Here is a 25,159-nt window from a genome sequence, read left to right on the forward strand (position 1 = left end):
AACAGGGCGATGGCGCAGGCAGTGGCACAGTTCGAGTACCCCCATTCAGCCGATGCGGGTTGGCCGCAGTTTGACGATAGCGATAATACCGCACTGCTGCGGACTTTTACGCCGCTTGCCGTCTCAATATTTGCAGATCGCGCGTGGTTGCGCAGCGAAATGGCGCACGATGCCGCTGCTGCCGGCCTGCGGGTTGCACAGACTGCAGAACTTGCAGCCTTGGCTGACGGGCGGGACTGCTCAAACGCCAATATGCCGCTGGGTGACCTCGTACTGGTGGATTGCCCGGTGCTGGAACCGGTTGAAATGGCGGCCCTTTCACAACTTGATCAGCGTGCAGCATCGGCAGGTGTGCAGATGGTGGTTTCCACCAGCATGGGATCGCTAGATGATGTGTTCGGCTGCCTCGACCAATCCGCGGCGCAGATTCTCGTCAGCCCTAGCCGCGCGGATCGCATTCTTGCGCTTGGGCAGGTTCTGTGTGGCCAAAGTTCGCGCGTGCGCGAACTGTCTGATACCGATCGCATGTCACTTCTGCGGTTGACCCAGCAAGTCTCGGAAATTGCCCACAAGCTTGAAGCGCTGTCTGGAAGCCCGATGGATGATCAGGGCGGCATCGGGCATGGTAGCAACCACGATATCCGCGACCGGGTGGGAGCATCGGCCTTTTCCTTCGATGGCAGCAATTCCCGCGATCCTGCCTCGCAAAGGCTGGTGCGCAGCGCAAAGGCATCGCTCCCTGATCCGCGCCTTGTCCGCAAGATCATCCGCCAGCGTCAGCTGCGCGCGCGCTTTTTCGAAGGCGAACTGTTTGCCGATCCCGCATGGGACATGCTGCTCGATCTCACCGCCGCCCGCGCCGAACACAAACGTGTCTCGGTCACCTCGCTGTGTATTGCCTCGGGCGTTCCGCCCACCACAGCGCTGCGCTGGATAAGCCAGCTGACCAGTGCTGGCCTGTTTTGCAGAGCGGAAGATTCAACCGATCGCCGCCGCGCCTTCATTGCCCTGTCCGATACCGCAGCAGATGGCATGGCGCGGTACTTTGACGGATTGGGAACAGACGTTTGCGCGTTGTAAGGATGACATAAATCCACAAGAGGCAGACATCATAGGCTGCAAACTGCGGGCAAATCCTGAACTGCACCTAGAAGCACCTAGAAGCACCTAACCGCACTTCAGAAGCCCTAAACACGACAAATCGGGGCGCTTAAATGCAGACAAAACGGTGCGCGAATTCTGTTCGAGTCCGTGGATTTCAGCGCTGGGTAGCAACCACCGCTGGCTTGTCGGCGGGCTCGTCCGGCTTCTTCATTTCATCCAGCATTTTGCGCGCGGCATCGGCCAGATTCCCGCCGTGGGGCGCATAGGCAACGGGAACCAGGTGGTATTGGGCCATTTCGGCATTCCCGGCTTTCGCATAGTAGCTGCCTAACGTGAGGCGCAACCCATCATCGAATGGCGCGATTTCCGAAGCGCGGTTCAGGCCCTGGAGCGCAAGTTCGTTGGGCTTTGCGCCGCGTTCGATGAAATTGCGATAGAAGTAGATCAGCGGCACCGGATGATCGTTTTCAAGGGCGTTCAGCTTCAGAAATGCAGCGTTCGCGGTGCGGAAGTCCTTCGCATCGCCTGATTTCATCGCCAGCGCGAACAGAGCATAGCCTTTCTGGACGTGCGCATCGACCTCTGCCGGGTTAAGTGCCAGCGCAGCATTGGCGGCGACGAGCGCGGCTTCGGGATCGCCGGCATCGTATTCCGCTTCAGCAAGGGCAGCCATGACCGCTGGTTCTGTCTGATGGCTTTGCGCAAGGGTGCGCATGTTCTTGACGATCGTTTGCGCTTCTTCTTCGTCCACGCCGCGTTTTTGCTGAATGCGCAAGGCCATCACCGCCGCCTCACCCACCCGCAGGCGGCGGACCTTGACCGGGCCGACCGGAAGCAGCACCGGCTTTATGGCGAACGTGTGAAAAGCACGCTTGCGACCGTAGGCATCAAGCACGCGATCGAAAGCATCGAGATCGCCGAATGCCTGCTTTGCGGATTCGAGCGAGGATTTTCCTGCCACCAGACCGGCATAGTAGGCATTGAGCTTCCCGGCATGGGCCTTTTCCATGTGGAGCGCGTGATAAAGCATCCAGCTGCGGGCATAGAAAGTATCGTACTGCGTGCGCTTTTTTGCCGAATAGAGCGTCGGGTCCATCAGCTCTGCCAGCGAAACATCCGCAGCGTAGGCGTTCTCCATCAATCGGCCGGGATTGGGGCGACCGATGCTCATCGATCCGTCCTTGCCGAAACTGGCCGAAGCGAAGTATTCGGCCATGCCTTCGTTGGCCCAGCGCGGCAGGGGGAACCGCGTGGTGCTCATGATGAAATGATGGGCGTATTCGTGGAGCAGTGTTTGCAGTGACTGGTCCCAATCCGATGAGCGTTCTGTCGGGATTTCCGGCACGATCGCGACCGTGCCCCCAGCACGCGGGATGTAAAAGCCGCTGACGTAGCGCGAGGCCTTCTTGTCACCGTAGAGTTTGCGCACCTTGTCGATACTACCCACCGAGAAAACGGTTACGCGGTTCGAAGGGCTGGGATCGATCATTTCCTGCTTGGTCAGCAGCGCCAGCGCCGAATGATACCGCTCAAGATTCTGGGCGAAGGATCGCAGCACGTCTTCCGGTTCGTCTGCGTAAATGACGAAGTGCGTAGTTGACGCTTCATTCCATGCAGCGCGGGCAGCAACCGGCATAAGCGAACCGCACAGCGCGAGGGCCAGAGTGGCGAACCGCTTGCGAATACGTGCTGAAATCATCGGCAGTGCCCCCACTTCCGACCTTTTCTGCCGCGCCATTACCGGCCATGCAAGCCATCTCGTCGCCGGTTTGGTGCGAAATGCGGCAAACGCTACCGGGCCAGACACGGTGGTGCGCTTGGATATGATGCCTTGGGTATCAGTTCGGGCTGATCAGGCGGTATGTGAGCGTTTTCACTCCATTGGCGGGGATCGTGACGGCCCAGATATCCCGTCCGTCCTTGCGCGTGAGCTTTGCACCGAGCGCCTTGATCTGCGTTACGGCATTGCGGGCGATGCGCGCTTCGAAGTTTACCGCGACAGGACGCGCGTTGGTGGCCGTGAGGCGCAAGGTGCGGCTGCGGTCGTTGCTGTCCAGTTCTTCGATGCGGGCAGTGACCGGCGTTGCGCGGGACAGCAGAATTTCCACGTCCTCTCCCACCGCGCGATCGGCAAGCCCGCCTTCCCCGGCAAGCAACATCGCACTGCCCATCGGTTCGAAAACGGCAACCGGGCCACTGGGCAGCGGCAGACCAAGGCCCTCCTCCTTGCGGTTGCGGGTGCGGAGCATCTGGCGGACTTCGTTTACGCTGTCTTCCCACACTTCTGCGCGATACAGCGCCTGCATCTTCACGCCCGTCTTTTGTGCAAGGGCTACCTGTTTCTGCGCATTGGCGGCAACGGTGACGGGCACCGGCACGCGGTACAGCTTCAGATCGCCCAGCCCTTCCTGCTGGACGGTGACAGGCGCAGCCATGGCTTTAGCGCGCTGACCTGTAACGACTATATCAGCGCTTTCCATCATCATGGCTGGTGCCGGGGCCATGGGCGGCGGCGGTGCCGGTGGTGGGGGTGGTGGGAGCATAGCAGGGGACAACTCGCACTGCAGCTCAAGTTCTTCACCAGAGGGCATCTGACCGCGCTCTGTATCCTCGCGGTTTACCTCGCCTGCGATCACAGCTGTTTCGGCATCGGCAAAACTGGTGGAATCGCTGCTGGCCAGCGTGACCCATGCGGCAAGGTCTGCCGTGCGGCCATCGGGATTCATGTGGATGACGTAGTTGGTCTGCCAATCGAAGCCCCAGGCCAGGTAGGACAGGGAAAGTGTGACCTTGTGCGATGTGGCGCTTTGCGTTTCTATCGAGAGTGTGGGCCGGGCCGACAGGTCCTTCGGAGCCTCGGCATAGAGAATTTCGTCGTCCAGCCCGCCGCAATTGGCCACTTCAAACCCGGCAGCGGTTTGCAGGATCGCCGCGCCATCGGGGCCGGAGCGGATGACGGCGCGCTCTTCGCGCACCCCGCCATTGCCCGGCAGCGTGCGGCGCAGCGTAACTGGCCGTCCGAACATGCGCGCGTAGAGGCTGCGCGGAGACAGCAGATCGGCATCAAGGTTCTTTTCGCGCACGCCCGAAGGCAAGCCGGTGATGATCGCGCTTTCGGGAAACAGGCCCGCCGCGACACCTTCAAAACGGATCGTGGCCTTGCCCGCCGGAATTTCGACCGTGCGCTTTTCGGTGACGAGCGCGTAGCCTTCCAGCCAATCGAGGTCCATCGCGGTGTCGCTGTCCCGATCAGGCGCGCGATAGACGCTGACGGAAACGGAATCCGGCGCAGGCGATGTGACCATGCCCTGCCCCAGCGCGGGGGCGCTGGCGCAGATCAGAAGACTGGCAAGGAGCGCGCGGCGCACTGGATAGCTCAATAGCGACTGTCGAACTGGACGGTCAGCGTGGTCTCGCCATTGGCAGGGACGGGCACTTGCCACACGCGCTCATCAGCAGAGCGCTGTTCGCCCTTGATCGTTTCAGACGGAACGCGGGTATCGTGCCACCAGTTGTCGAGCCCGCCCTGCACCACTTCAACGGTAACCGGCGTGGCCTTGGCATTGGTGACCTTGTAGGACATCGTCGTGCGCCAGAACACCAGTTCGCGATCAATGGTAACCTCTTGCACGGCCTGACCGGGCCTGGTCACCCGATACCGGGAAGAACGCTCCCATTCGCCGCTGTCGATGCGTTCACGCTTGTCCAGCATGGGCTGGACTTTCACATCAAACGCCTCACCGGTTTTCAGCGCGAGCGAGGAGCCCATCGGGGTGTGGCCAATGCCGTTTTCGCCAATGAATTGCGGCTGACCGCGTGCATCGCGCATATAGACGCGCACCGTGCCTGCAGGCAGCGCATCGCCAAGGCCGGCTTCGCGCGATGTGGAAAAGCGCAGTACGGTATCGGCGCTTTGCGGCTCGGTCTGATTCTGCAGCCAGCCGTTGCGGAAGTGATAGGCCTTGGTGGCCGGTGCGCCTGCCACATCGAGGAAGCTCACCTGCTTCTGCTGGGCATTGGCCACAGTGGTGCGGCCCGCGATGGGATAGACATAGAAATCGCCGAGGCTTTCGCGATTGGCGGTCTGCGTGCCGGGGCGGTTGCCGGGCATCATCGGACGCTGTGGGCGGTAGTTCTGATTGTAGCCGCTGTTTTCCTGCCCGACCGCTCCGGCAACGAGCAGGACTTTGGCCTGGCCAAACGTGGTGCCGCTGTTGTTGTTCAGCGTGATCCAGCCCTGCACATCGATCTTGCCAGCGGTTTCATCGAACAGGGCCACGTAATCCGCCTTCCAGCCGAAGCCGCGTGACAGATAGCTGAGCGATACCGGGCGCGCGCCCGGTGTGGTGGTATCGAGCGTGACCGAGAGCGTGGGCCGCGCGCGCAGGCCTGCGGGCAGGCTGGGGAAGATCACCCGCGCACCATACTGGTTCAGCACTTCGATCCTATCGCCAATGCGCACCACGGTGCCGCCATTGTTGGCAAGTATCGTGGCGGCCTCGCGGGTTTCGGCACCAGTAGCAGGATTGGTGCGAACGACGGTGACGGTCTGCCCGACCGCCTTGTCCATCAGTTTTGCAGGGGTGAGCAGATCGTAATCGAAGTTCTGTTCAACAATGCCGGTGCCATTGGCATTCAGCGTGACCGTTTCAGGCCGGATCGTGGCGGAAACGTCGGGGAATTCCTGCCGGGTGCGGCCGGTGGGCAGGTTCATCTGCCGCACATCCTGCACCAGCGCGAGATCGTTGTTGTAGATGGTGAGCGAGACATCGCCCTGAGCAGATGGGGGCGCTGGCGCCGGGGCGGTTTGGGCGTTTGCCAATGCTGGCAGCGTAGCCACCGCGAATGCCAGAATCTTGCGCATGAAATCCCCCTCCGTCGCTTCCCACTGGCTAGACTTTCCATGACCGCAGATCAACGCACGCTGAACGGCAGTTGCGATGAAACGAACGCGGCGTAAAGAAGAAGCATGGCCGAACACACTTCCCTGCTTCGCGACGGATTCCTGCTGCTGGGCTTTGCGCTGGTCTTCGTGCTGCTGTTTCGGCGGCTGGGGCTGGGTGCGACCTTGGGATACCTTGTCGCAGGCGCGGTTGTGGGGCCGCAAGTGCTGGGCCTTGTCAGCGGTGCGGAAGAGAAGTTGGGCATTGCCGAACTTGGCATCACGCTGCTGCTGTTTCTGGTGGGGTTGGAGCTGAACCCGGCGCGGCTGTGGCGGATGAAGCGCGACATTCTGGGGCTGGGCCTGTTGCAGGTGGTGCTGTGCGGGCTGGCAGTGACGGCGGTGATCGGGCTGTTCACGCCGTTCAGCTGGGAAGCGGCGCTGGCGCTGGGATTGCCGCTGGCGCTTTCGTCCACGGCGCAGGTGCTGCCGATGCTGCAATCATCGGGCCGGTTGCGCACACCCTTTGGCGAACGCGCCTTTGCCATGCTGCTGTTTCAGGATCTTTCGATCATCCCGCTGATCACGATCATTAGCGCGATGAGCCGCAATCCGGCGGATGCAGGCGGGCCTCCGGGGTGGCTGCTGGCGCTCTATACCGCAGGCGCGCTGGTGGGACTGATTGCGGCGGGTCGGTTTGTCATCCGCCCACTGTTCCGCCTGATCGGCAATCTGGGCGAGCGCGAGATGTTTGTGGTGGCCGCGCTGTTCACGGTGATGGCATCGGCGGCTGTGATGGAACTGCTGGGGCTTTCCACCGCGTTGGGAGCATTCGTGGCAGGCGTGATGCTGGCTGACAGCCCCTATCGGCACGAATTGGAGGCCGATGTCGAGCCGTTTCGGTCAATCCTGCTCGGCCTGTTCTTCCTTGCCGTGGGCATGATGCTGAACCTTGAGGCGATTGCAGAGCGGCCATTGTTCGTGGCGAGCATGGCTCTGGCGCTGATTGCGGTGAAGGGCGTGGTGATCTTTGGCATCGGCATGGTGTTTGGCATGGCGTGGCGCGGGGCGCTGGCGCTGGGGTTGTTGCTGAGCCAGGGCGGCGAGTTTGGCTTCGTGCTGTTTGCGCAGGCGCAAGGCGCGCTGCTGATCGCGCCTGATGCGGCCAGCCTGTTCGGCGCGGTCGTAACCCTGTCCATGGCCACTACGCCGTTCCTGATGATGGCCACGGCCCGCTTCCGGCGCGAGGCGGAGAGCGCGCCGGGCGAGCGCGAAGGGCCGCAGCCCGATGGGGCCAATGCGCTGGTGGTGGGCTTTGGCCGGTTCGGTCAGGGCGTGACGCAGATGTTGCTGGCTTCGAACATCCCGGTCACGATGGTCGATACCGACATCGAGATGATCGATGTGGCGGCAAGCTTTGGATCGAAAGTCTATTTCGGCGATGGCACCCGACTGGACCTGCTGCGGCAGGCCGGTGCAGCCGACGCCGAAATGATCTTCTTCTGCATGGACGGCGATCAGGTGAACCCCGAATTGGTCGAAGCCGTGCACGAGGCCTTCCCGCGCGCCGCCATCTATGTCCGCGCGTTTGACCGGCGGGCGCTGATCCGGCTGCGCGATGCACCGGTGAAGGGCGTGGTGCGCGAAGTGATGGAATCGGCGGTAAAGATGGCGCGGATTGCGCTGGCCGATGCGGGGATTTCAGCCGAAGCTATCGCCCGCAGCGAAGACATGTTTCGCGCGAGTGACCGGGAGCGGCTGAAGCTGCAATTCGAGGCAGGTGACATTCGTGCCGCGCGCGATCGGATCATCACAACGCCGCAACCGTAAAGCCAGATCAGGCGAGAAGTTTGAGCGCTTCTTCTCGGATGCGCGAAGCCAAAGCGCGATAATCCTCAGCACTGGCGGAACGGCTGCGCCAGGCCGCCACAATCGGGCGAGCGCACTGCCAGTTGCGCACGGGCAGGCGCACGACCATCGCATCGCCGCCCACTTCAGAGCGCAGATAGAGTTCGGGCATCAGCCCAAGGCCAACGCCGCTGCCCACCATCTGGTGAATGCTATCGAGACTGGTGCCTTCGTAATCGAGCAGCATTTCGGCCCCGAGTTGCGCACAGACACGCTGAACCTGCTGGTGATAGTGATGGCGCGGATCGAGCGTGAGAAAGCGTTCTCCGGCCAAATCCTTGCGATCCAGCCGGGCATTTCCGGCAAGGCGATGCTGGCGGCTGGCCACGATCGCCATAGGTTCGTCGAACAGCGGCATCACCTCAAGCTCTTCACCCACCACCGGGGCTGGGCCCACCAGCAGATCAAGCTTGCCCGAGGCCAGATCGCGCGCTTGATCTGTGGGGATGCCTTCGCGGATGTAAAAGCGCAGGTCAGGCTGCTCGGCGTTAAGCGCGCCGATCAGGGCGGGCAGCAGATAGGGACCAAGGGTGGGGGTGATGCCGAATCGGACAATTCCCGAAAGCTGCTTGCGCGAACGGGCCGCAACGGTGCGAATATCGCGAATCTCCAACAGGACGCGCTTGGCCCGCTCGGCAATTTCGCGACCGATCGGGGTCAATTCTGCATTTTGTGTGGCTCGATCGATCAAAATCACGCCAAGCCGTTCTTCCAGCGCACGTAACTGATGACTGAGCGTTGGTTGCGAAACATTGCACAAACGGGCTGCACGGCCGAAATGACTCTGTTCAGCAACAGCCAGGAAATACTCAAGCTGTCTGACCGATGGCATGGTTGCTCCGATAGAAAAACTCTATCAAAAGGTGCCCGATCTTTCGATTGGACGCAACAAGTTCGGCTTGGCAACACGGTTCGGCAAGGACCGAGAGGATGCCAAAACCGAATAATCGATCTCCCAAAGTTCGCTTCAGGTTAACCCCCCTCTTCACGAACTGGACGATTATCCCATCCTACCTTGCAGGGGGCGGCACCCCCGCCATTCAGCGCCGCCCCCACACGATTTAAGACGCGCCGCGCGCCAGATTGCCCCTTTTCCGGGCGCGCAGCACGCCACGGCCCGATACGGCCCGCTCCCGGGAGCGGCGTGCCGAGGGACGTGGATCACTGGCGGCGCACCGTGGCCCCCTGGCATGGTGCGCTGCCAGCCCAATTCCGGGCTATTGTGCCCCCTTGGTCGAAAGGCCTGCACCATGATGACTTTGCTTGCCGCCACACTGATTGCTGCCGGAGTTCTTGCCGGGGCTGAGCCTGCGCATGACAGCCACCATGGCTTTCGCCTTCCCACAAACCTCACAGCAAAAGAGGAGCGGCGCTGCCCGACTTCGCCCGGTGTTACGGTCTGTGCCAATCGGGCAGAGGCGCAACTTCGCTGGCGCGTGGTGAGCGACGGGCCGCAGTCCGATCACTTGCCCCGGCCCCACGTGCGCAGCTTGCGCCAACAGGTGGCGCGCTGTGCCAATCCGGTGGAGGACGGCCTGCGCTGCGTGAAACCGGTCGGCTTTGCCAGCATCAACCTAGACGATTGAACGGGTTAGCAGAAACTGTCAGGCGCCACGCTCCAGCGCAGCGATGATATGTTGCGCCAGAAGATGGGCGGTGTCTGACAGGCCGGGCGCTTCGATCAGCGCAATTTCCGTATCATAAAGCGGCGGCAGGCCAGCATCTTCGCCCACGGCGGCAAGGTTGGCCGGAACCATCTCCAGCGGCAGCACCGTGATGCCAAGGCCTGCGCGCACAGCCGAAAGACTGCCTGCAAGGCTGGTGGAGGTATAGGCCACGCGCCACGGACGGCCCATCGCATCAAGCGCTTCGGTTGCGCGCTTGCGATAGACGCAAGGCTCGGGCGAGACCACCAGCGGCACCCGCGCAAAATCGGCGGCAGACTGCCAATCGCGTGCCACCCAGACCAGCGGCTCACGCCAGACCCGGACACCTTCCTGCCGATCAAGCGTGGGTTGCCGCTTGATCATGGCAAGATCGAAGTGTCCGGCGTGGAAGCGATCGAGCAGGTTCAGTGTCAGATCGCAGGTCACCTCAAGTTCGACGAGGGGATGGGCCTGGGTGAAGGCTGCAAGCACCCCTGGCAGGTGCGCTGTGGCAAAATCCTCGGGCACACCGATCCGTACGGAGCCGGCAATATCGGGTTCGAACATCTCGGCCACGGTCGCATCATGCAATCGCAGAATCTGCCGCGCAGGACCAATCAGCCGCTCTCCATCGGGCGTGATCGACAGGCTGCGGGGACTACGCAGGAACAAGCTGCGCCCCACCTGCTCTTCCAGGCGTTTGAGTTGCAACGATATCGCTGATTGCGTGCGGCCAAGCCGCTCCCCGGCACGGGTAAAGCTAGCCGTGTCAGCGATGGTCACGAAGCAGCGGAGCAGATCAATGTCGAGGTTGCGTAGGGCCATGCGAAAGCTTTTATCATTTACATTTGCAATCTTCAATATTGGATAAAGTCGTTTTTGAAATGATCGCTGATGTTGCATCTGCACAATCATCAAACAGGGATCCCGCCGTCTCCGGGGCAAAAGGAGCTGCAGATGAACCAGAATTCGATGAGCGCAGGGATGGGAATGGGAGCAAGACAGGCAAACCGTGCGCCTGCCCAAAGCTTTCCGATAACCGTGGCCGACCTGCCGGTTGTTGCACTTGGCGCATTGCTCACCACGACCGTGGCCTATGGCTATGCGGTGCCGACTGCGGCTGGCATTGCCCTTTCCGGGTTGAGCCTGCTCGTCACGCTGGTTGTTCTTGTCTTCGCGCGCCGCCAGTTGCGTGCCGATCCGCGCGCAGCATCGTTTGCCCGGATGGCCACCGGCCTTGCCATCGCCACGGTCCTGATGGGGCTTGCCGCCGATGCACTTCTGCTGGCCGCAGCCTGGGTGGTAAGCGGTCGGCTTATGGCAGGGTTGATCGGCCACGTCGGTGAATGGGCAGAGGCGCGCTCAGCCTCGCGCCGCGCCAGCATTTCATTCGCCGTGGGTGATCTGGCGCTGGTTGGTGCGGCTATCGTGCTGGCCATCGGCGCAGGATCCACCGAAATTTCCGTCATCACCGCAGCCGTGCCTGCCATGACAAGCAGCTTCACGATCCCCGCTGCATTCCTACTGGTCATCGCAGCGCTGGCCCGGTGTGCCTTGCCCCCATTTTCGTCATGGCTGATGCGCTCACTTGCCGCGCCCACTCCCGTTTCGGCCCTTATGCACGCAGGCTTTGTCAACGCGGGCGGTTTTCTGCTGGTCCGGTTTGCCCCCGTGCTCGAAGCCGCCACCTCGGCCCGGTTCGCGCTGTTCGTTGTGGGCATAGCAGCCGCGCTGATCGGCAGCGCCATGATGCTGGTGCGCAGCGATGTGAAAGGCTCGCTCGCAGCCTCAACCGTGGCGCAGATGGGCTTCATGCTGCTGACCGTGGCGCTGGGAGCATATGCAGCAGCGCTGTGGCACATGGTCGCGCACGGGATGTTCAAGGCGTGGCTGTTCCTCGGATCGGCTGGCACGATTTCTACTGCTTCGCCCGGCGCAAAGGGCCTGCCCAAGCCGTGGCCCGCGGCCATTGCTCTAGCTACCTTGGCAGGTGCGCTGTGCCTGAATCTGGCAGGTGAAGGTGCAGCCCTGCTGCCGGTGGGCCTGGCATGCGCGGCGCTGCTCAGCGCCTTGGCAATCGGCCTGCGCGCCCTCCCCCGCAGCCCGCTGGGTGTGATGGTGGCTGCAACCCCGATCCTGCTGATTGCCCTGAATGCAGCGGCACTGGCCGTAATGTCGGCCCTTCAGGCAAACGCCGCACAACCGCTGATCCCCGACTACGCGCAGTTCGGCCTTCTTTCGTTGCTGCTGGCCGGGTGGGTGGTGCAACAGCGCATCGCCAGCGGCGAGGCTTCACTGCCTCCGGCGCTGTTTGCCCGGCTCATCCACATGGGAAATCCCCCTGCCTGAAATCTTCAGGCCTGAAATCTTCATGCCTGAAATCTTCATGCCTGAAATCTCAATGCCCGAAAGCAGCATGCCATCAGCCACACTGCTTAGGCCTGCTTTCTCTTTCAGCCTGATCCGAAGGACACGTTATCATGAACCTCGCCACCGGAAATCTCGCGCATGAAACTCTGGTCACCAACCTGTCCTCGACGCCTGATATTCAGGCAGAGCGCGCGCAATTGCTGGCGCTGGCTTCAATTGCCGGGCAGACCGTTGCGCCATTGTGGCCGCTTGACAGCGCAATTGCGGTAAACCCGCTTTCGGGATTTGAAGATCAACCCTTTGAAGATGCCGTTTTCGAAGCTGCAGAACTGTTCGGGGCGCGGCCATCGCTGTCGCTGACCGAATGGCGCCAGATTATGGCCGAAGGGCGGATCGATTATGTTGCCTTGCGCAAGACGATCGTGGAAAATCTCGGCGGGCTGGACGAAGCGTTTGGCCCATTAGGCCCCGATCTCAACGCCTATAACCTGCTGGTTGCGCGGCTGACAGAGATGGATACGCAGGACGTGCCGGTGGTTCGTAGCCCGCTGTCCCCGGCGATGGCCATTCTTGCGCGGTGGCTGGCGGCCTTCTTTGATCGCAATGCCACGTTGCGTTTGCCCAAGCGGGAGCACGGGCTTTATGCTTGCCTGCGCGAAGTCGTGCGGCATGATCCAGCATTGCAACGCATCAGCGACATTACTGCTGCCAACTGGCTGGCCAAGGCTCCCGCCGATCCGGTGGAAATGTTGTTGTTTGCAACACGGCGCGATGCCGTGGCGCTGGATCAGCGCTTGCCCTGGTTACGGTCGCTGGTGGCCGCGATGCCCGGCTGGGCAGCCCATCTGCGCTGGCGCGCAGAACATGCCGGGCATGAAGCAAACCTTGGCGCACCTGCCACGATGGTTGATCTGATGGCGCTGGTTGCATTGCTGCAAGGAGTAGAGCGTACCGGCCCTGCCGCAGTTCCAGATGCCACGGACCCGCAAGCAATCGAAGAGGCGCTGCTGGCCCATTTCGGTCTTGCTGCCGGAGCAGCCGCTGATTGGCCCGAACAAAGCCGGGCAAAGTTGAAGACCGTGGCTTCTTACAGCAATGGTCAACTGGGCCTGATTTTTCAGCAAGCCGCCGAAGCGACCTTCCTGGCCACGCTTGCGCCCCAGCTCGAAGGAGCTTCAGCCCGGCTGACGGCGCCGCAATCGACGCTTCGGCCAGAGGCGCAGGCTGTGTTCTGCATTGATGTGCGTTCAGAACCGATGCGGCGCGCGCTTGAAGCACAAGGGCGGTATGAAACGCTGGGCTATGCGGGCTTCTTTGGTCTGCCGATAGCAATCAATCCGGCCTGCGCTGCACCCACCCGCAACCAATTGCCGGTGCTGCTGTCCCCTTCGCATGTGGTGCCTGAACGCGCCGCACCGGGCCGCGAGGCCGAAGCCGGGGCATTGCTGGCGCGGCATGCAGCGATGGACGATGCGCAGGCCATGCTTGATACCACCAAAAGCGGTGCCACCGGCTTTGCCACAGCCGAAGCGGCAGGGCCTGTGGCTGCGGTGGCGATGCTGGCTCGCACGCTCGCCCCGCGGCTGACCGATGCCTTGCACAAGCGCCTGATGGGCGAGCGCGGACATTCACTGGTGCCGGTGGCATGCAATGACCATGCGCAAGATGCAGGTCACAGCCATGGCGGAGGTATCCCGATTGAGCAGCAGATTGCCTATGCGCGGGGCATGTTTGCCCTGACCGGGCTTTCGGCGCAGACCGCGAGGCTGGTGGCACTGGTCGGCCATGGCGGCTGCACCACAAACAACGCCTTTGCCGCAAGCCTTGATTGCGGCGCGTGCGGCGGGCACCCGGGCGGACCGAATGCCCGGCTGATGGCTGGCATACTTAATACGCCTGCTGTCCGCGAAGGATTGGCCGAACAGGGTCTCGCCCTGCCAGAGGATACCTGGTTCATTGCTGCCCAGCACGATACCACGCGTGACGCGGTTGAAATCTTTGACCGCCAGCTGGTTCCGGCAAGCCACGCAGGTGATCTTGCGCGGCTGGAAAAGGCCTTGGTTCAAGCCGGTGCAAAGAGCAGACAAGAGCGCGCGGCAAAGCTGGGGCGGACGGCAGATGATCTGCTGACCGGTGCTGCACATTGGGGCGAGGTTCGGCCCGAATGGGGCCTGTCTGACAACGCTGCTTTCATCATCGCCCCTCGTGCATTGACGCAGGAAATCGATCTTGGCGGCAAGGCGTTTCTGCACAGCTATGATTGGAAGCAGGATGTAGACGGTAGTGCATTAACCGGGATCATGACCGCGCCGATGATCGTGGCCCAGTGGATCAACTGCCAGTATCTGTTTTCCGCGATCGACAACGCTGTGTTCGGAGCGGGCGACAAGACCACGCAGAACGTCATCGGCGGCTTTGGCGTGGTGCAGGGCAGCGGCGGAGACTTGTGCACGGGCCTTCCGCGCCAATCCCTGTTCCGCGACGATGGCGCCCCTTACCACACCCCACGCCGTCTTGCCGTGATCGTCGAGGCACCGCTGCAGCGCGTACAGGACATCGTGCTTGCGCATGATGCCGTGGGCCGGCTGGTGGAGAACGGCTGGATCAATCTGATTGTCATCGATCCATGGAAGCACAAGGCTCACCACTGGGTCCGTGGCGATTGGGCAGCCCAACCTTGCTGATGAATTGGCCCTGTTGAGGAGATTGACAGACGACGGTTGACTACCCCCGGCTTTGCGCGCAATAGCGCAACCGCCGGGGGCGCTTAGCTCAGTTGGTAGAGCATCTCGTTTACACCGAGAGGGTCGGCGGTTCGAGCCCGTCAGCGCCCACCATTGCCCCGGCACTCACCTTGCACCCGAACGGCCGTATGGTCCGGCCCGGCTCTGCAGCGGGCTATCGGGCCTCATTTGCGATGAAGTGCAGCACTGCATAGCAACCTGTTAACGCTTTGATAACCATGACATGCGACGCTTTATCCATGTCTCGGACCATGATCCTTGCCGCAGCTTTGGCTGCCTTGCTAACAGGTTGCATCGGCACGCCCGATAAGGCCCCGCGCAAACCGGCCAGAGGCACGGGGGCAACATTATCGCAGTCACCCCAGGCACGCGCTTGCCTTGCCAATCTAGGTTCGGCCGAGGCACGATTTACGCCCTTGGCTGACCAGTACCATGGTGCCGGGTGTTCCACCCTTGGTACAGTCAAACTGGCAGCCTTGCGAAGCGATGAAGGGCGGCTTGAGGTTTCCAATCTCGGTCCAGTAACCTGCCCGGTGGCGACGGCGCTGCAGGGATGGGCACGATTCGGGGTGGACCGCGCAGCCCGGCAGATTCTGGGAAGCCCGCTGGTGCGGATCGAAACGATGGGCAGCTATTCCTGCCGCAATGTGGCCGGCACAACGCGGCTTTCAGCACACGCTTCGGCCAATGCGGTTGATATCGCAGCGTTCCGTCTGGCTGACGGGCGGCGGATTAGCGTGCTGTCTGATTGGAACAACTCATCGCCACAGGTCCGCGCGTTTCTGCGCACTGTGCGCGACAGCGCGTGCAAACGGTTCGGCACAGTGCTTTCACCCGATTACAACGCGGCCCATCGCGATCATTTTCATTTGGAGCCGGGCGCATTAAGGCCTTTCTGCCGCTGAGGTGAAAAGAGGCGGGATAGTGCCCGCCTCTTTTCATGCATACTGGCTGCCCACAGTGGATTTCAGGCGGCAACCTCATCAAGCCCGGATGCTTCGATGCGCAGGCGGACCGCTTCTGCCGCGTGGCGTGCCCCCAGTTTGCCCATCATCTTCATGCGGTGAATTTCCACCGTGCGCGGGCTGATGTCCAGATCGCGGGCGATAGCCTTGTTGCTGCATCCATCCGCAAGACGATCCAGCACTTCACGTTCGCGCAGAGACAGGCGCGATATCCGCTGCCGTGCTTCGGCGGCACGGGCGCGTTGGGCGCGGAATGCGTCGGCTTCTTTTGCCGCGCGGCTGATCGCATCGTTCAGGGGCGCGATTTGCGATGGCATGGCCAGATAATCGAGCGCACCCGATTTGATCGCGCGAACAACCGCACCAGTCTCTGGCGTTTCGGCAATGGCGATCACTGGCAACCAATGCCCAGCGCGCATCATGCTGCTAATCAACCGCGGGATACCTTCGCCCACCGGCTCGTCCTGCGCCAGCACCAGTCCCCCGGAGGGCGCATGGGCCAGCAACTCGTCGGCCGAGGCATAGATTTCAGCGTGATGGCCAGCTGCAAAGGCAAGACGCGCCAATTGCGCCCTGCGGGCAGTATCACCATCGAGGATGTGGAGTGTGACGCGTTCAACCATGAGGATTGCTATGCGCCTAAGGAAATATTTGGCCACAAAGGTTAGTTTCGGAATGAACCGAAACCAAAGGCAGATTGGCCGCCTCTAGCCGTTTTTCCTTAGGAAGATCGCGTCGGGAACGGATGTATCCCTACCCGGCCATTAAGCATGAAAGACCTCGTTGGGCCTGTTTGGCCCAAAATCTGCAAATTCGCGCGATTCTCGCTGGATAGGGTAACCTATCTGGCCATGGCGAGTCTGCCATCAAGACGACGATCGGGACTATGCAGCGCCGTCGTGATCACTACCTTGCGTGAAAGTATAATCGGGCAGCGAATGGAAGGCTTGGCGCAAGGCTTCGCTCCAGCTTGACGAAATGGATTTGAAGTAAGGATCGCTGGCAAGGATGCGGCGCTGGTGCAACGGCTCGAACCGGTCGCGCTCCATCACCATCAGGTCAAGCGGCAGCCCGACCGAAAGATTGGCTGCAAGCGTTGAATCGAACGAGACCATCAGCAGCTTGACTGCATCTTCAAATGCCATGGCCTTGTCATAGCCGCGCAACAGGATCGGGCGGCCATACTTGGTCTCTCCGATCTGGAAGAATGGCGTGTCAAAGCTGGCTTCGATGAAATTGCCTTCCGGGTAAATCATGAACAGGCGGGGCTCCATGTCCTTGATCTGGCCCGCCACGATCATTGATGCGGTAAAGCGCGGGCCTTCGCCTTTCATGCCGCCCTCCTGGCGCCCTTCAATCACGCTGCGCAGCAAATTGCCAACCAGCGTGGCCACCTGAAACATGGTCTCCGCCTCCATGATCGAAGGCTTGCGCTCTCCCGGTGCCTTGTTGCGTTCTTCCAGTTGCGAAATCACGGCTTGCGTGGTGGCAAGATTGCCTGCGGTCATGATCGTGATCTGGCGCTCACCGGGCACGGACCAGTGAAACATCTTGCGGAACACGGAAATGTTGTCGACGCCGGAATTGGTCCGCGTGTCGCTCATCAGCACGAGGCCCTTGTCGAGCATCATTCCCACACAGTACGTCATTTCCCTGCCCCGATTTTTTCCTGCTTTTCCAGCATATTTAACCGAAACGACCTCACCCGGCGCGCGCGCCGAATCTCCCCAACCAAGGCCATTCGTCCGGTTTATTGTTCCACACGCTGTTGCTGCACGGCAAGCTTCACGTGCATGGCCTCATCGCGTTCACCATACCTTATCCCCGTAACCGGCGCAGCATCGCGATAATCACGGCCCGTAGCCACGCGCACATAGCGCGCATCGGGGCTGATGCCATTGGAAATATCAAATCCGACCCAGCCCAGTCCTTCGACAAAGGCTTCGGCCCAGGCATGGCCTGCTTCCTGGTCGATCCGGTCATCCATCATCAGATAACCGCTGACGTAGCGGGCTGGCGTGCCCAGCGCGCGGGCCGCAGCGATGAACACATGGGCATGGTCCTGACACACCCCGCGCCCAGTCTGCAGCACGGCTTCTGCGGTCGTCGCCGAATCCGTATGGCCTGCTGCATATTCCACGCGTTCCCGGATCAGGGCCGATAAGGCATGAAGCGTCGCCAGCGGGCTTGCCTCTGTCCCCAGTGCGCCCAGCAGGCTACGCACGCGGGTGCCGGTCCGGGTCAGGTCGGTCTGTTCAACGAACTGCCACATCGGCATGAACCCGGCATGGCGGCCAATGATGCCGTTTTCATCGTTGGTATCGACCAGCCCTTCGCAACGGATCGTTACCTCATGCACGCCGGGGTTGAACGAGATCAGCGCCACGTGATTGCAATGCGGATCTTCATATTCGACCTGCAACTGCGCGCCTTCAAAGTGCATGTTCCATTCCAGCACGCGCTGGCCCGACGATGTCTTGGGCATCAGCCGCAACCGTTGCATTCCGCGGTTGACCGGCCCGGAAAAGACATAATGCGTGGTATGATCAATGGCGAGGCGCATGAAGCTGTGGCCTAATCGATGAAACGGTAATCGCGCTGAATCTGCAGCGCCAGCGCGGTGTTGTTGCGGATGAATGTGCCGATGAATTCGTGCAGGCCCTGCTCGAAAATCGCATCGATCGTGGCGTGGTGAAACTGGCAATCGGCATCGCGCAGGATTTCGTGGCAATGCATTTCACCGCCATATTCCCGCGCCAGACTGGCCAGATTGGACCGCAGCTTGGAATAGCAGAACGCCAAACTGCGCGGGAAACGCCCGTCCAGGATCAGGAACTCGGCAATGCCGCGCGGGTCCATCCGCCCGGCATTGAGCCAGCGATAGGCCCGCTCCCCAGCCACGGAGCGCAGCACGTTTTCCCACTGCACGTTGTCCAGGCTCGACCCGACATAAGAGACCGAAGGCAGCAGCACGTAATACTTCACGTCCAAGATGCGCGCGGTGTTGTCTGCCCGTTCGATGAAGCTGCCCAGCCGCGCGAAATTGTAGATCTCGTTGCGCAGCATCGTGCCTTCCATCGCCCCACGCACTTGCGTGGATTGGCGGCGGACCAGATCGAGCACATCGCCCAGCCGGGTTTCGGTGACCGGGCGCGCCAGCGCATCGCGCAGCCGCATCCAGCCATCGTTGACCGATTCCCACACCTCGCGCGTGATGCCCGCGCGAACCATGCGTGCGTTGGTGCGCGCCATCTCGGTCATCATCATCACGCTGCCGGGATTGTCTCGATCACGCAGAATATAATTGAACACGTGCGGGCCGGTATATTCGCGGCCATGGCGTGCCTCAAAACCCGGCTGCAGGCCAAGCGTGACGATCAGCGAACGCCATTCGTCCGAAGCATCCGAAGCATCACGGGTCAGCGCCATGCGGAAGCCAGCCTCGATCAGGCGCGAGATGTTCTCCGCCCGTTCAAGATAGCGGAACAGCCAGAATATGCCGTTTGCAGAGCGTCCTAACATCAGTCGTCCAGTACCCAGCTGTCCTTGGTGCCGCCACCTTGCGACGAATTCACCACCAGCGACCCCTTCTTGAGCGCCACGCGCGTCAGCCCACCCGGCGTGATGTCGATGCCATTGGGGCTGACCAGCACGAACGGACGCAAATCGACGTGGCGAGGCGCAAGACCCGCCTTGGTCAGGATCGGCACGGTCGAAAGTGAAAGCGTAGGCTGTGCGATGTAGTTTTCAGGACGCGCACGCAACTTCACTTCAAACGCCGCCAGTTCCTTTTTCGAAGACGTCGGCCCGATCAGCATGCCGTAACCGCCCGATCCATGCACTTCCTTGACCACCAGATCAGACAGATTATCAAGCACATAAGCCAGCGCATCCGGCTCTGCACAGCGCCAGGTCGGCACGTTCTGCAGGATTGGTTTTTCGCCGGTATAGAACTCCACGATCTCGGGCATGAACGAGTAGATCGCCTTGTCATCGCAAATGCCGGTGCCCGGCGCATTGGCGATGGTGATCCCGCCCGCACGATAAACATCCATGATGCCCGATACGCCCAGCACCGAGCTGGAATTGAAGGTCAGCGGATCGAGGAATTCGTCGTCGACGCGGCGATAAAGCACATCGATCGGCAGGTAACCGCGCGTGGTGCGCATCGCGATGCGGCCATTTTCCACCCGCAGATCGCTGCCTTCCACCAGTTCGGCCCCCATCTGGTCGGCCAGAAAGGCGTGTTCGAAATAGGCTGAATTGTAGATCCCCGGCGTCAGCACAGCGACCACCGGCTTTTTGCCGACAAAGGCCGGGGGCGCACAGGCGGCAAGGCTGCGGGCCAGACGGCGCGGATAGTCCGAAACTTCGCGCACCCGCACGCGGGTGAACAGTTCCGGGAACATCGCCATCATCGTTTCGCGGTTCTCCAGCATATAGGAGACGCCGCTGGGGGTGCGGGCATTGTCTTCCAGCACCATGAAATCATCCTCGCCCGTGCGGACAAGGTCGATCCCGACGATATGCGTGTAGACCCCGCCCGGTGGCGTGAAGCCGACCATTTCGGGCAGGAACGCATCGTTTTTCTTCAGCAGGCGTGCCGGCAAACGGCCAGACCGCACGATTTCCTGCCGGTGATACAGGTCGTGCAGAAAGGCATTCAATGCCCGCACCCGCTGTTCGATCCCGCGCTGCAGCTTGCGCCACTGCTGCGCGGTAATGATACGCGGCACCATGTCGAACGGGATCAGCCGTTCTTCGGCATCCTCGCTGCCATAGACATTGAAGGTGATACCGGTACGGCGGAAAAAGGCCTCGGCCTCGCTACCCTTGCGCCTCAACAGATCGGGTGGCTGTTCATCATACCATTTGCAGTATCCTGCATAAGCAGGCCGCACCGATCCATCGGCGTTTAGCATCTCGTCATACAACGAGGGCGAGGTTTTTGTCATAGGCACATCCCGTTCACACGCAACGCTTGCACAACGGATCGGGTTTGCCAAGCGCGCGCATGTTGCACTTGCGAATTAAGGTGGGCCCTTGTGCCCGATTGCAGTCAGTACGCCGCCACCAGCCGCATCAGCATGGCCGCAACATCGGGATGGGCCGCAAAGCCCAGATGTGTGCAGCGCATCGGGATGGCCAGATCGCGCTCCCCCTTGCGCCCGCAGGATGATCGCGGCGATACGATGCCGTCGCGCGCGCTCCACAGCGCCACAGTTGGGACCGGCGGTTTGCCCGCCATATCGTGCCCGATGGGCGGTTCATCCACCGAATGGCCTGCGATCAGTTGATAGGCACGCCATGCGTTGTTGGCCCGGCGGTCGCCGGAAAACGGCGTGCCCATCGTCACCACCAGCCGCACCGCCTCCGGGTGCGCTTTGGCCACTTCACGTGCGAAGATGCCGCCTAGGCTCCAGCCCACCAGCACCAGCGGCTCGCCTTCCTTGCGGGCCATGGTCACCACACGTTCGCACAGCCGCTCAAAGCGGTCTTCGGACGGTCCGAAATTGAAGCCCAAGCCCCAGTCGCTGACCCTATGTCCAGCCGCCTCCAGCGCGCGGCCCAAAGGCTTCATCCGCGCCGGGTGGGTGCCGAAACCCGGCAGCAGCATGACCGGGCGTGAAGCGACTTGCGGTTCATCCAAGATCAAGGGCTGGCGCCGGGCCTGCCAATGCTCAACCGGAGTGCGCAATTCGCCCAGCAAGGCCTGCCACTTTGGCCCGCGCACGCCTTCCGGGCGCGGTTGCAGCGCCAGCGCCCCGCGCCGCGCCACTTCGACGCGCAGCAGCGCGATTCGCGCAGAAATTTGCGCGATTCCGCTGATTTGCTCGGGTTGGTTCAAGATCATTGGCATTGCCTGCGCTCTATCGGCCTAACGCCCGATGAACGCCAGCTTTGCATAATTGTTTCAAATTTGCGTCAAGAACCGTCTTATTTGCCGGATCAGGAGGTTTCGTCGCCTTTGCATTCCCCGGCATGCTTGGATGAAAGCGCCATCTGCATCGCCATGGTCTTGCCGTTCGGGGCCTTGCCATTCATGTCCATCGTCATGTCATAAGCTTCGGCGCTGTAGGTGCCTGCCATCTTCATCTTGGCCCCGGCACCTGCATCACCGCCTGTTCCCTTGCAGGTCATCGTCGCGTCAATCTTGCCGTTGCCCATCGTGAAGCTGTCATAGCGGCAATCCTCACCCTGCTGCCCGAAAAAGCCGCCATCGGGCTTGTCCGCTTCTTCCTTGGTCAGGCAGGAGTTGAACGTGCGGCTCTGCGCCATCATCTGCTGCATCGCCTGCTTGGCTTCGGGCGGCATGCCTTCGATGTCGAGCTTCTTGAAATTCATCGTCATTTCCCACCGCCCGGGCTTCAGCTTCATCCCGGCGTCGGCCACGGACTTAGCCACTTCGGCGGTGCTGGCGTTCTTCTTTTCGACCGTGGGGTCAGAACCGCAGGCGGCCAAAAGGATAAGCGGAATCAGGGCAATCGCGGCACGCATGAGGCTCTCCATTTTCAGTGCAGGCCGACAGGCTATCACCATTTGCGCCGCACACCAGTGCCCCCCATCACCCTGCCCCGTAAGCAGTGTTGCGCGGACGCGGTTTGTTCCCCATATCCGGCGGCATGGCTGAACTCGTTATCCGCAGGGGACTCGAAGAGCCCGACACGTCCGGCACATTCGTGCCGCATCGCCCCGCCCGCCCCGACAAGATCGAGGGCGGCAGGCCGTTCAAGGTCGTCTCGGAATACTCGCCCGCAGGCGATCAACCTACCGCCATCGCCGATCTTGTCGCCGCTACCCTCGATGGCGATCAAACGCAGGTGCTGCTGGGCGTCACGGGTTCGGGCAAGACCTTCACGATGGCAAAAGTCATCGAAGAACTGCAGCGCCCCGCCCTGATCCTGGCGCCAAACAAGATCCTGGCCGCCCAGCTCTATGGCGAGATGAAGAGCTTCTTCCCCGAAAATGCGGTGGAATACTTCGTCTCCTACTACGACTATTATCAGCCAGAAGCCTACGTCCCCCGGTCCGACACCTATATCGAAAAGGAAAGTTCGACCAACGAGGCGATCGACCGGATGCGCCATTCGGCCACGCGCTCCTTGCTTGAGCGCGATGACGTGATCATCGTCGCCTCGGTCTCGTGCATCTACGGCATCGGCTCGGTCGAAACTTACTCGGCGATGATCTTCGACCTGAAGGTCGGGCAGAGCGTGGATAGCGGCGAGATCATTCGCAAGCTGGTGGCGCTACAGTATAAGCGCAACGATACAGGCTTCGGGCGCGGCAATTTCCGCGTGCGGGGGGATAATCTGGAAATCTTCCCTTCGCACTATGACGATACGGCGTGGCGCATCAGCTTCTTCGGCGATGAAGTGGAGCAGATCACCGAATTCGATCCGCTGACCGGCAAGAGCGGGACCAAACTGTCAAATGTCCGCGTCTATGCCAACTCGCACTACGTCACCCCCGGCCCCACGATGCAGCAGGCGGCACAAGCGATCCGCTTCGAATTGACCGAACGGCTCAAGGAACTGGTCGAGGAAGGCAAGCTGCTGGAAGCGCAGCGGCTGGAGCAGCGCACCAACTTCGATCTTGAGATGATCGCCGCCACCGGATCGTGCGCGGGGATCGAGAACTACAGCCGCTTCCTGACAGGCCGCCTGCCGGGCGAACCGCCGCCGACGCTGTTCGAGTATCTGCCCGACAATTGCCTGCTGTTTCTTGACGAAAGCCACCAGACCGTACCGCAGATCGGCGCGATGGCGCGGGGCGACCATCGTCGCAAGATGACGCTGGCCGAATACGGTTTCCGCCTGCCCAGCTGCATCGACAACCGCCCGCTGCGCTTCAACGAATGGGACGCGATGCGCCCACAGACCATTGCAGTTTCGGCAACGCCTGCCTCATGGGAAATGGAGCAGGCAGGCGGCGTTTTTGCCGAACAGGTCATCCGCCCCACCGGGCTGATCGACCCGCCGGTGGAAATCCGCCCGGTCGAAGATCAGGTTCAGGACTGCATCAACGAATGCAAGAAGACCGCCGCCAATGGATACCGTACGCTCGTCACCACGCTGACCAAGCGCATGGCCGAAGACCTGACCGAGTTCATGCACGAAGCGGGCCTGCGCGTGCGTTATATGCACTCGGACGTCGAGACGCTGGAACGTATCGAACTGATTCGCGATCTGCGGCTGGGCGTCTATGACGTGCTCGTGGGCATCAACCTGCTGCGCGAAGGCCTCGACATTCCTGAATGCGGGTTGGTGACGATTCTGGATGCGGACAAGGAAGGCTTCCTGCGCTCAGAAACCTCACTGATCCAGACCATCGGCCGCGCCGCCCGCAACGTCGATGGCCGCGTGATCCTCTATGCCGACCGGATGACCGGCAGCATGGAACGCGCCATCGCCGAAACAGACCGCCGCCGCGCCAAGCAGGAGGAATACAACGCCCTCCACGGCATCACCCCCACCACGATCAAACGCAACATCCACGACATCGTGGCCGACACCTCAAACCGTGACGGCGTGCTGGTGGATATCGACGCCGAAGGCACCAACAACCTCGTCGGCCACAACTTGCGCGGCTACATCGAGGATCTGGAAAAGAAGATGCGCGCGGCAGCGGCGGATCTGGAGTTCGAGGAAGCCGGACGGCTGCGCGACGAAATCAGGAAACTGGAAGCGACCGAACTGGGCCTGCCTGCGAGCGAGCACAAGGCTCCGATTGTTGGCCGGAGCAATGAGGGCAAACCAGGCACGCGTAAGACGCGGTACGGGAAGAGCCAGAAGACGAAGTGGGGGAAGTGACTTACTTCTACCCAGAAGCACCTATTAGCCATTTGAATCATATGTTTATCATAATTTTAAATTTTTTGCCTGTGGAAACGGTGGCGCGGTGACTCGCCGCTACGTTGCATGACGGCGTATGGTTGCGCAATCATAGGAACCGCAGTCATGATCGTCAGTATTGCCAACAAGGAAACCGAGGCCATCTGGTCCGGCAAACGCAGCCGCAAGTTGCCTGCCGACATCCAGAGCCGCGCCCTTTCCAAGCTGGCGCTGATCGATGCGGCTGCCGAACTCGATGACCTGAAAATCCCACCCAGCAACCGCCTTCACGATCTGACGAAGGATCGCGCAGGCCAACATTCCATTTCCATTAACATGCAATGGCGCATATGTTTCGTCTGGAAGGACGGAAATGCCCACGATGTCGAAATCACCGACTACCACTGATAACGAATGGCTGCACAATCCACACGCGGGTGAACTGCTCGTGACCGAATTCATGGAGCCATTGGAACTCGATTGCATGGTTCTGGCGGCAGCAATCGGCGCAGACTCTGCGCGTCTATCAATGGTGATTAGTGGGGCTGCGCGCATAGACGGCGAACTTGATCTGCGCCTTGCCCGATATTTCCGTATGTCCGAGGGCTTTTTCCTCCGCCTTCAGGACCAGTTCGAACTGCGTGAAGCCAAACGTGCGCTCAATGGCGATCTTGAACGGATCGTGCCCCGCGCCGCCTGATTTACC

At 61.2% G+C, this 25,159-nt stretch carries 21 protein-coding genes and 1 tRNA gene; 10 read left to right on the forward strand and 12 right to left on the reverse strand.

Translation table 11 applies throughout. The features are described 5' to 3' along the window. Nucleotides 1–9 precede the first annotated feature (9 nt). Nucleotides 10–1,080 (forward strand): MarR family transcriptional regulator, encoded by a 1,071-nt coding sequence (locus AC2A1F_RS16230; RefSeq protein WP_484209820.1) that lies wholly within the window; start codon nt 10–12, stop codon nt 1,078–1,080. Nucleotides 1,081–1,258: 178 nt separating this feature from the next. On the opposite strand, the gene AC2A1F_RS16235 is transcribed toward AC2A1F_RS16230, so the two are convergent. The 3 genes from AC2A1F_RS16235 to AC2A1F_RS16245 form a co-directional block, all read right to left on the reverse strand. Beyond that, nucleotides 1,259–2,842, reverse strand: a complete 1,584-nt coding sequence (locus AC2A1F_RS16235; RefSeq protein WP_484209821.1) for a hypothetical protein — start codon at nt 2,840–2,842, stop codon at nt 1,259–1,261. A 100-nt stretch (nt 2,843–2,942) separates the two neighbouring features. Beyond that, complete coding sequence (locus AC2A1F_RS16240) at nt 2,943–4,472, reverse strand: DUF4139 domain-containing protein (protein WP_484209822.1); 1,530 nt, start codon at nt 4,470–4,472, stop codon at nt 2,943–2,945. 8 nt (nt 4,473–4,480) lie between these two features. Continuing rightward, a complete protein-coding gene (locus tag AC2A1F_RS16245) occupies nt 4,481–5,968 on the reverse strand; it encodes a DUF4139 domain-containing protein (RefSeq protein WP_484209823.1) in 1,488 nt (495 codons plus the stop codon). Nucleotides 5,969–6,073: 105 nt separating this feature from the next. Here AC2A1F_RS16245 and AC2A1F_RS16250 point away from each other — a divergent pair, with 105 nt between their 5' ends. Beyond that, nucleotides 6,074–7,816 carry a cation:proton antiporter domain-containing protein gene (locus tag AC2A1F_RS16250; RefSeq protein WP_484209824.1) on the forward strand — a complete coding sequence of 581 codons (1,743 nt, stop codon included), beginning with the start codon at nt 6,074–6,076 and terminating at the stop codon, nt 7,814–7,816. Between the two features lie 7 nt (nt 7,817–7,823). On the opposite strand, the gene AC2A1F_RS16255 is transcribed toward AC2A1F_RS16250, so the two are convergent. Further along, complete coding sequence (locus AC2A1F_RS16255; RefSeq protein ID WP_484209825.1) at nt 7,824–8,726, reverse strand: hydrogen peroxide-inducible genes activator; 903 nt, start codon at nt 8,724–8,726, stop codon at nt 7,824–7,826. Nucleotides 8,727–9,144: 418 nt separating this feature from the next. On the opposite strand from AC2A1F_RS16255, the gene AC2A1F_RS16260 reads away from it, so the two are divergent. After that, nucleotides 9,145–9,480: a hypothetical protein gene (locus AC2A1F_RS16260; protein ID WP_484209826.1), complete on the forward strand. Its 336-nt coding sequence runs from the start codon at nt 9,145–9,147 to the stop codon at nt 9,478–9,480. A gap of 18 nt (nt 9,481–9,498) precedes the next feature. Here AC2A1F_RS16260 and AC2A1F_RS16265 read toward each other — a convergent pair whose 3' ends face one another. After that, complete coding sequence (locus AC2A1F_RS16265) at nt 9,499–10,365, reverse strand: LysR substrate-binding domain-containing protein (protein ID WP_484209827.1); 867 nt, start codon at nt 10,363–10,365, stop codon at nt 9,499–9,501. A 132-nt stretch (nt 10,366–10,497) separates the two neighbouring features. Between AC2A1F_RS16265 and AC2A1F_RS16270 the strand changes: the two genes are divergently transcribed. From AC2A1F_RS16270 to AC2A1F_RS16285, 4 genes are all read left to right on the forward strand, one after another. Next, nucleotides 10,498–11,889 (forward strand): proton-conducting transporter transmembrane domain-containing protein, encoded by a 1,392-nt coding sequence (locus AC2A1F_RS16270; protein ID WP_484209828.1) that lies wholly within the window; start codon nt 10,498–10,500, stop codon nt 11,887–11,889. A 131-nt stretch (nt 11,890–12,020) separates the two neighbouring features. Further along, complete coding sequence (locus AC2A1F_RS16275) at nt 12,021–14,594, forward strand: DUF2309 domain-containing protein (RefSeq protein ID WP_484209829.1); 2,574 nt, start codon at nt 12,021–12,023, stop codon at nt 14,592–14,594. A gap of 77 nt (nt 14,595–14,671) precedes the next feature. Next, a tRNA-Val gene (locus tag AC2A1F_RS16280) sits at nt 14,672–14,747 on the forward strand. Nucleotides 14,748–14,905: 158 nt separating this feature from the next. Then, complete coding sequence (locus AC2A1F_RS16285) at nt 14,906–15,559, forward strand: extensin family protein (RefSeq protein WP_484209830.1); 654 nt, start codon at nt 14,906–14,908, stop codon at nt 15,557–15,559. 62 nt (nt 15,560–15,621) lie between these two features. On the opposite strand, the gene AC2A1F_RS16290 is transcribed toward AC2A1F_RS16285, so the two are convergent. The 7 genes from AC2A1F_RS16290 to AC2A1F_RS16320 form a co-directional block, all read right to left on the reverse strand. Further along, the gene (locus AC2A1F_RS16290; RefSeq protein ID WP_484209831.1) at nt 15,622–16,242 is read right to left on the reverse strand and encodes a response regulator transcription factor; all 621 of its coding nucleotides are present in this window, start codon (nt 16,240–16,242) and stop codon (nt 15,622–15,624) included. Between the two features lie 261 nt (nt 16,243–16,503). Continuing rightward, complete coding sequence (locus AC2A1F_RS16295) at nt 16,504–17,268, reverse strand: proteasome-type protease (protein WP_484209832.1); 765 nt, start codon at nt 17,266–17,268, stop codon at nt 16,504–16,506. A 101-nt stretch (nt 17,269–17,369) separates the two neighbouring features. Further along, nucleotides 17,370–18,182: a transglutaminase family protein gene (locus AC2A1F_RS16300; RefSeq protein WP_484209833.1), complete on the reverse strand. Its 813-nt coding sequence runs from the start codon at nt 18,180–18,182 to the stop codon at nt 17,370–17,372. Nucleotides 18,183–18,193: 11 nt separating this feature from the next. Further along, on the reverse strand, nt 18,194–19,141 hold the full coding sequence (locus AC2A1F_RS16305; protein ID WP_484209834.1) for an alpha-E domain-containing protein: 948 nt from the start codon (nt 19,139–19,141) through the stop codon (nt 18,194–18,196). After that, entirely contained in the window at nt 19,141–20,574 is a 1,434-nt protein-coding gene (locus tag AC2A1F_RS16310; protein WP_484209835.1) for a circularly permuted type 2 ATP-grasp protein, read from the reverse strand. The genes AC2A1F_RS16305 and AC2A1F_RS16310 overlap by 1 nt, the downstream gene beginning before the upstream one ends. 104 nt (nt 20,575–20,678) lie before the next feature. Beyond that, nucleotides 20,679–21,473 carry an esterase/lipase family protein gene (locus AC2A1F_RS16315; protein ID WP_484209836.1) on the reverse strand — a complete coding sequence of 265 codons (795 nt, stop codon included), beginning with the start codon at nt 21,471–21,473 and terminating at the stop codon, nt 20,679–20,681. A 95-nt stretch (nt 21,474–21,568) separates the two neighbouring features. Then, nucleotides 21,569–22,117 (reverse strand): DUF3617 domain-containing protein, encoded by a 549-nt coding sequence (locus tag AC2A1F_RS16320; RefSeq protein ID WP_484209837.1) that lies wholly within the window; start codon nt 22,115–22,117, stop codon nt 21,569–21,571. Between the two features lie 125 nt (nt 22,118–22,242). On the opposite strand from AC2A1F_RS16320, the gene uvrB reads away from it, so the two are divergent. The 3 genes from uvrB (at nt 22,243) to AC2A1F_RS16335 (ending at nt 25,153) form a co-directional block, all read left to right on the forward strand. Next, nucleotides 22,243–24,432 (forward strand): excinuclease ABC subunit UvrB, encoded by a 2,190-nt coding sequence (gene uvrB / locus AC2A1F_RS16325; protein ID WP_484209838.1) that lies wholly within the window; start codon nt 22,243–22,245, stop codon nt 24,430–24,432. Nucleotides 24,433–24,579: 147 nt separating this feature from the next. Continuing rightward, nucleotides 24,580–24,861, forward strand: coding sequence for a type II toxin-antitoxin system RelE/ParE family toxin (locus AC2A1F_RS16330; RefSeq protein WP_484209839.1), 282 nt, complete (start codon nt 24,580–24,582; stop codon nt 24,859–24,861). Continuing rightward, entirely contained in the window at nt 24,836–25,153 is a 318-nt protein-coding gene (locus AC2A1F_RS16335) for a HigA family addiction module antitoxin (RefSeq protein ID WP_484209840.1), read from the forward strand. Before AC2A1F_RS16330 ends, AC2A1F_RS16335 begins: the two co-directional genes overlap by 26 nt. Nucleotides 25,154–25,159: the final 6 nt, after the last annotated feature.

This window comes from Novosphingobium sp. HNCC26BN242, assembly GCF_057180525.1.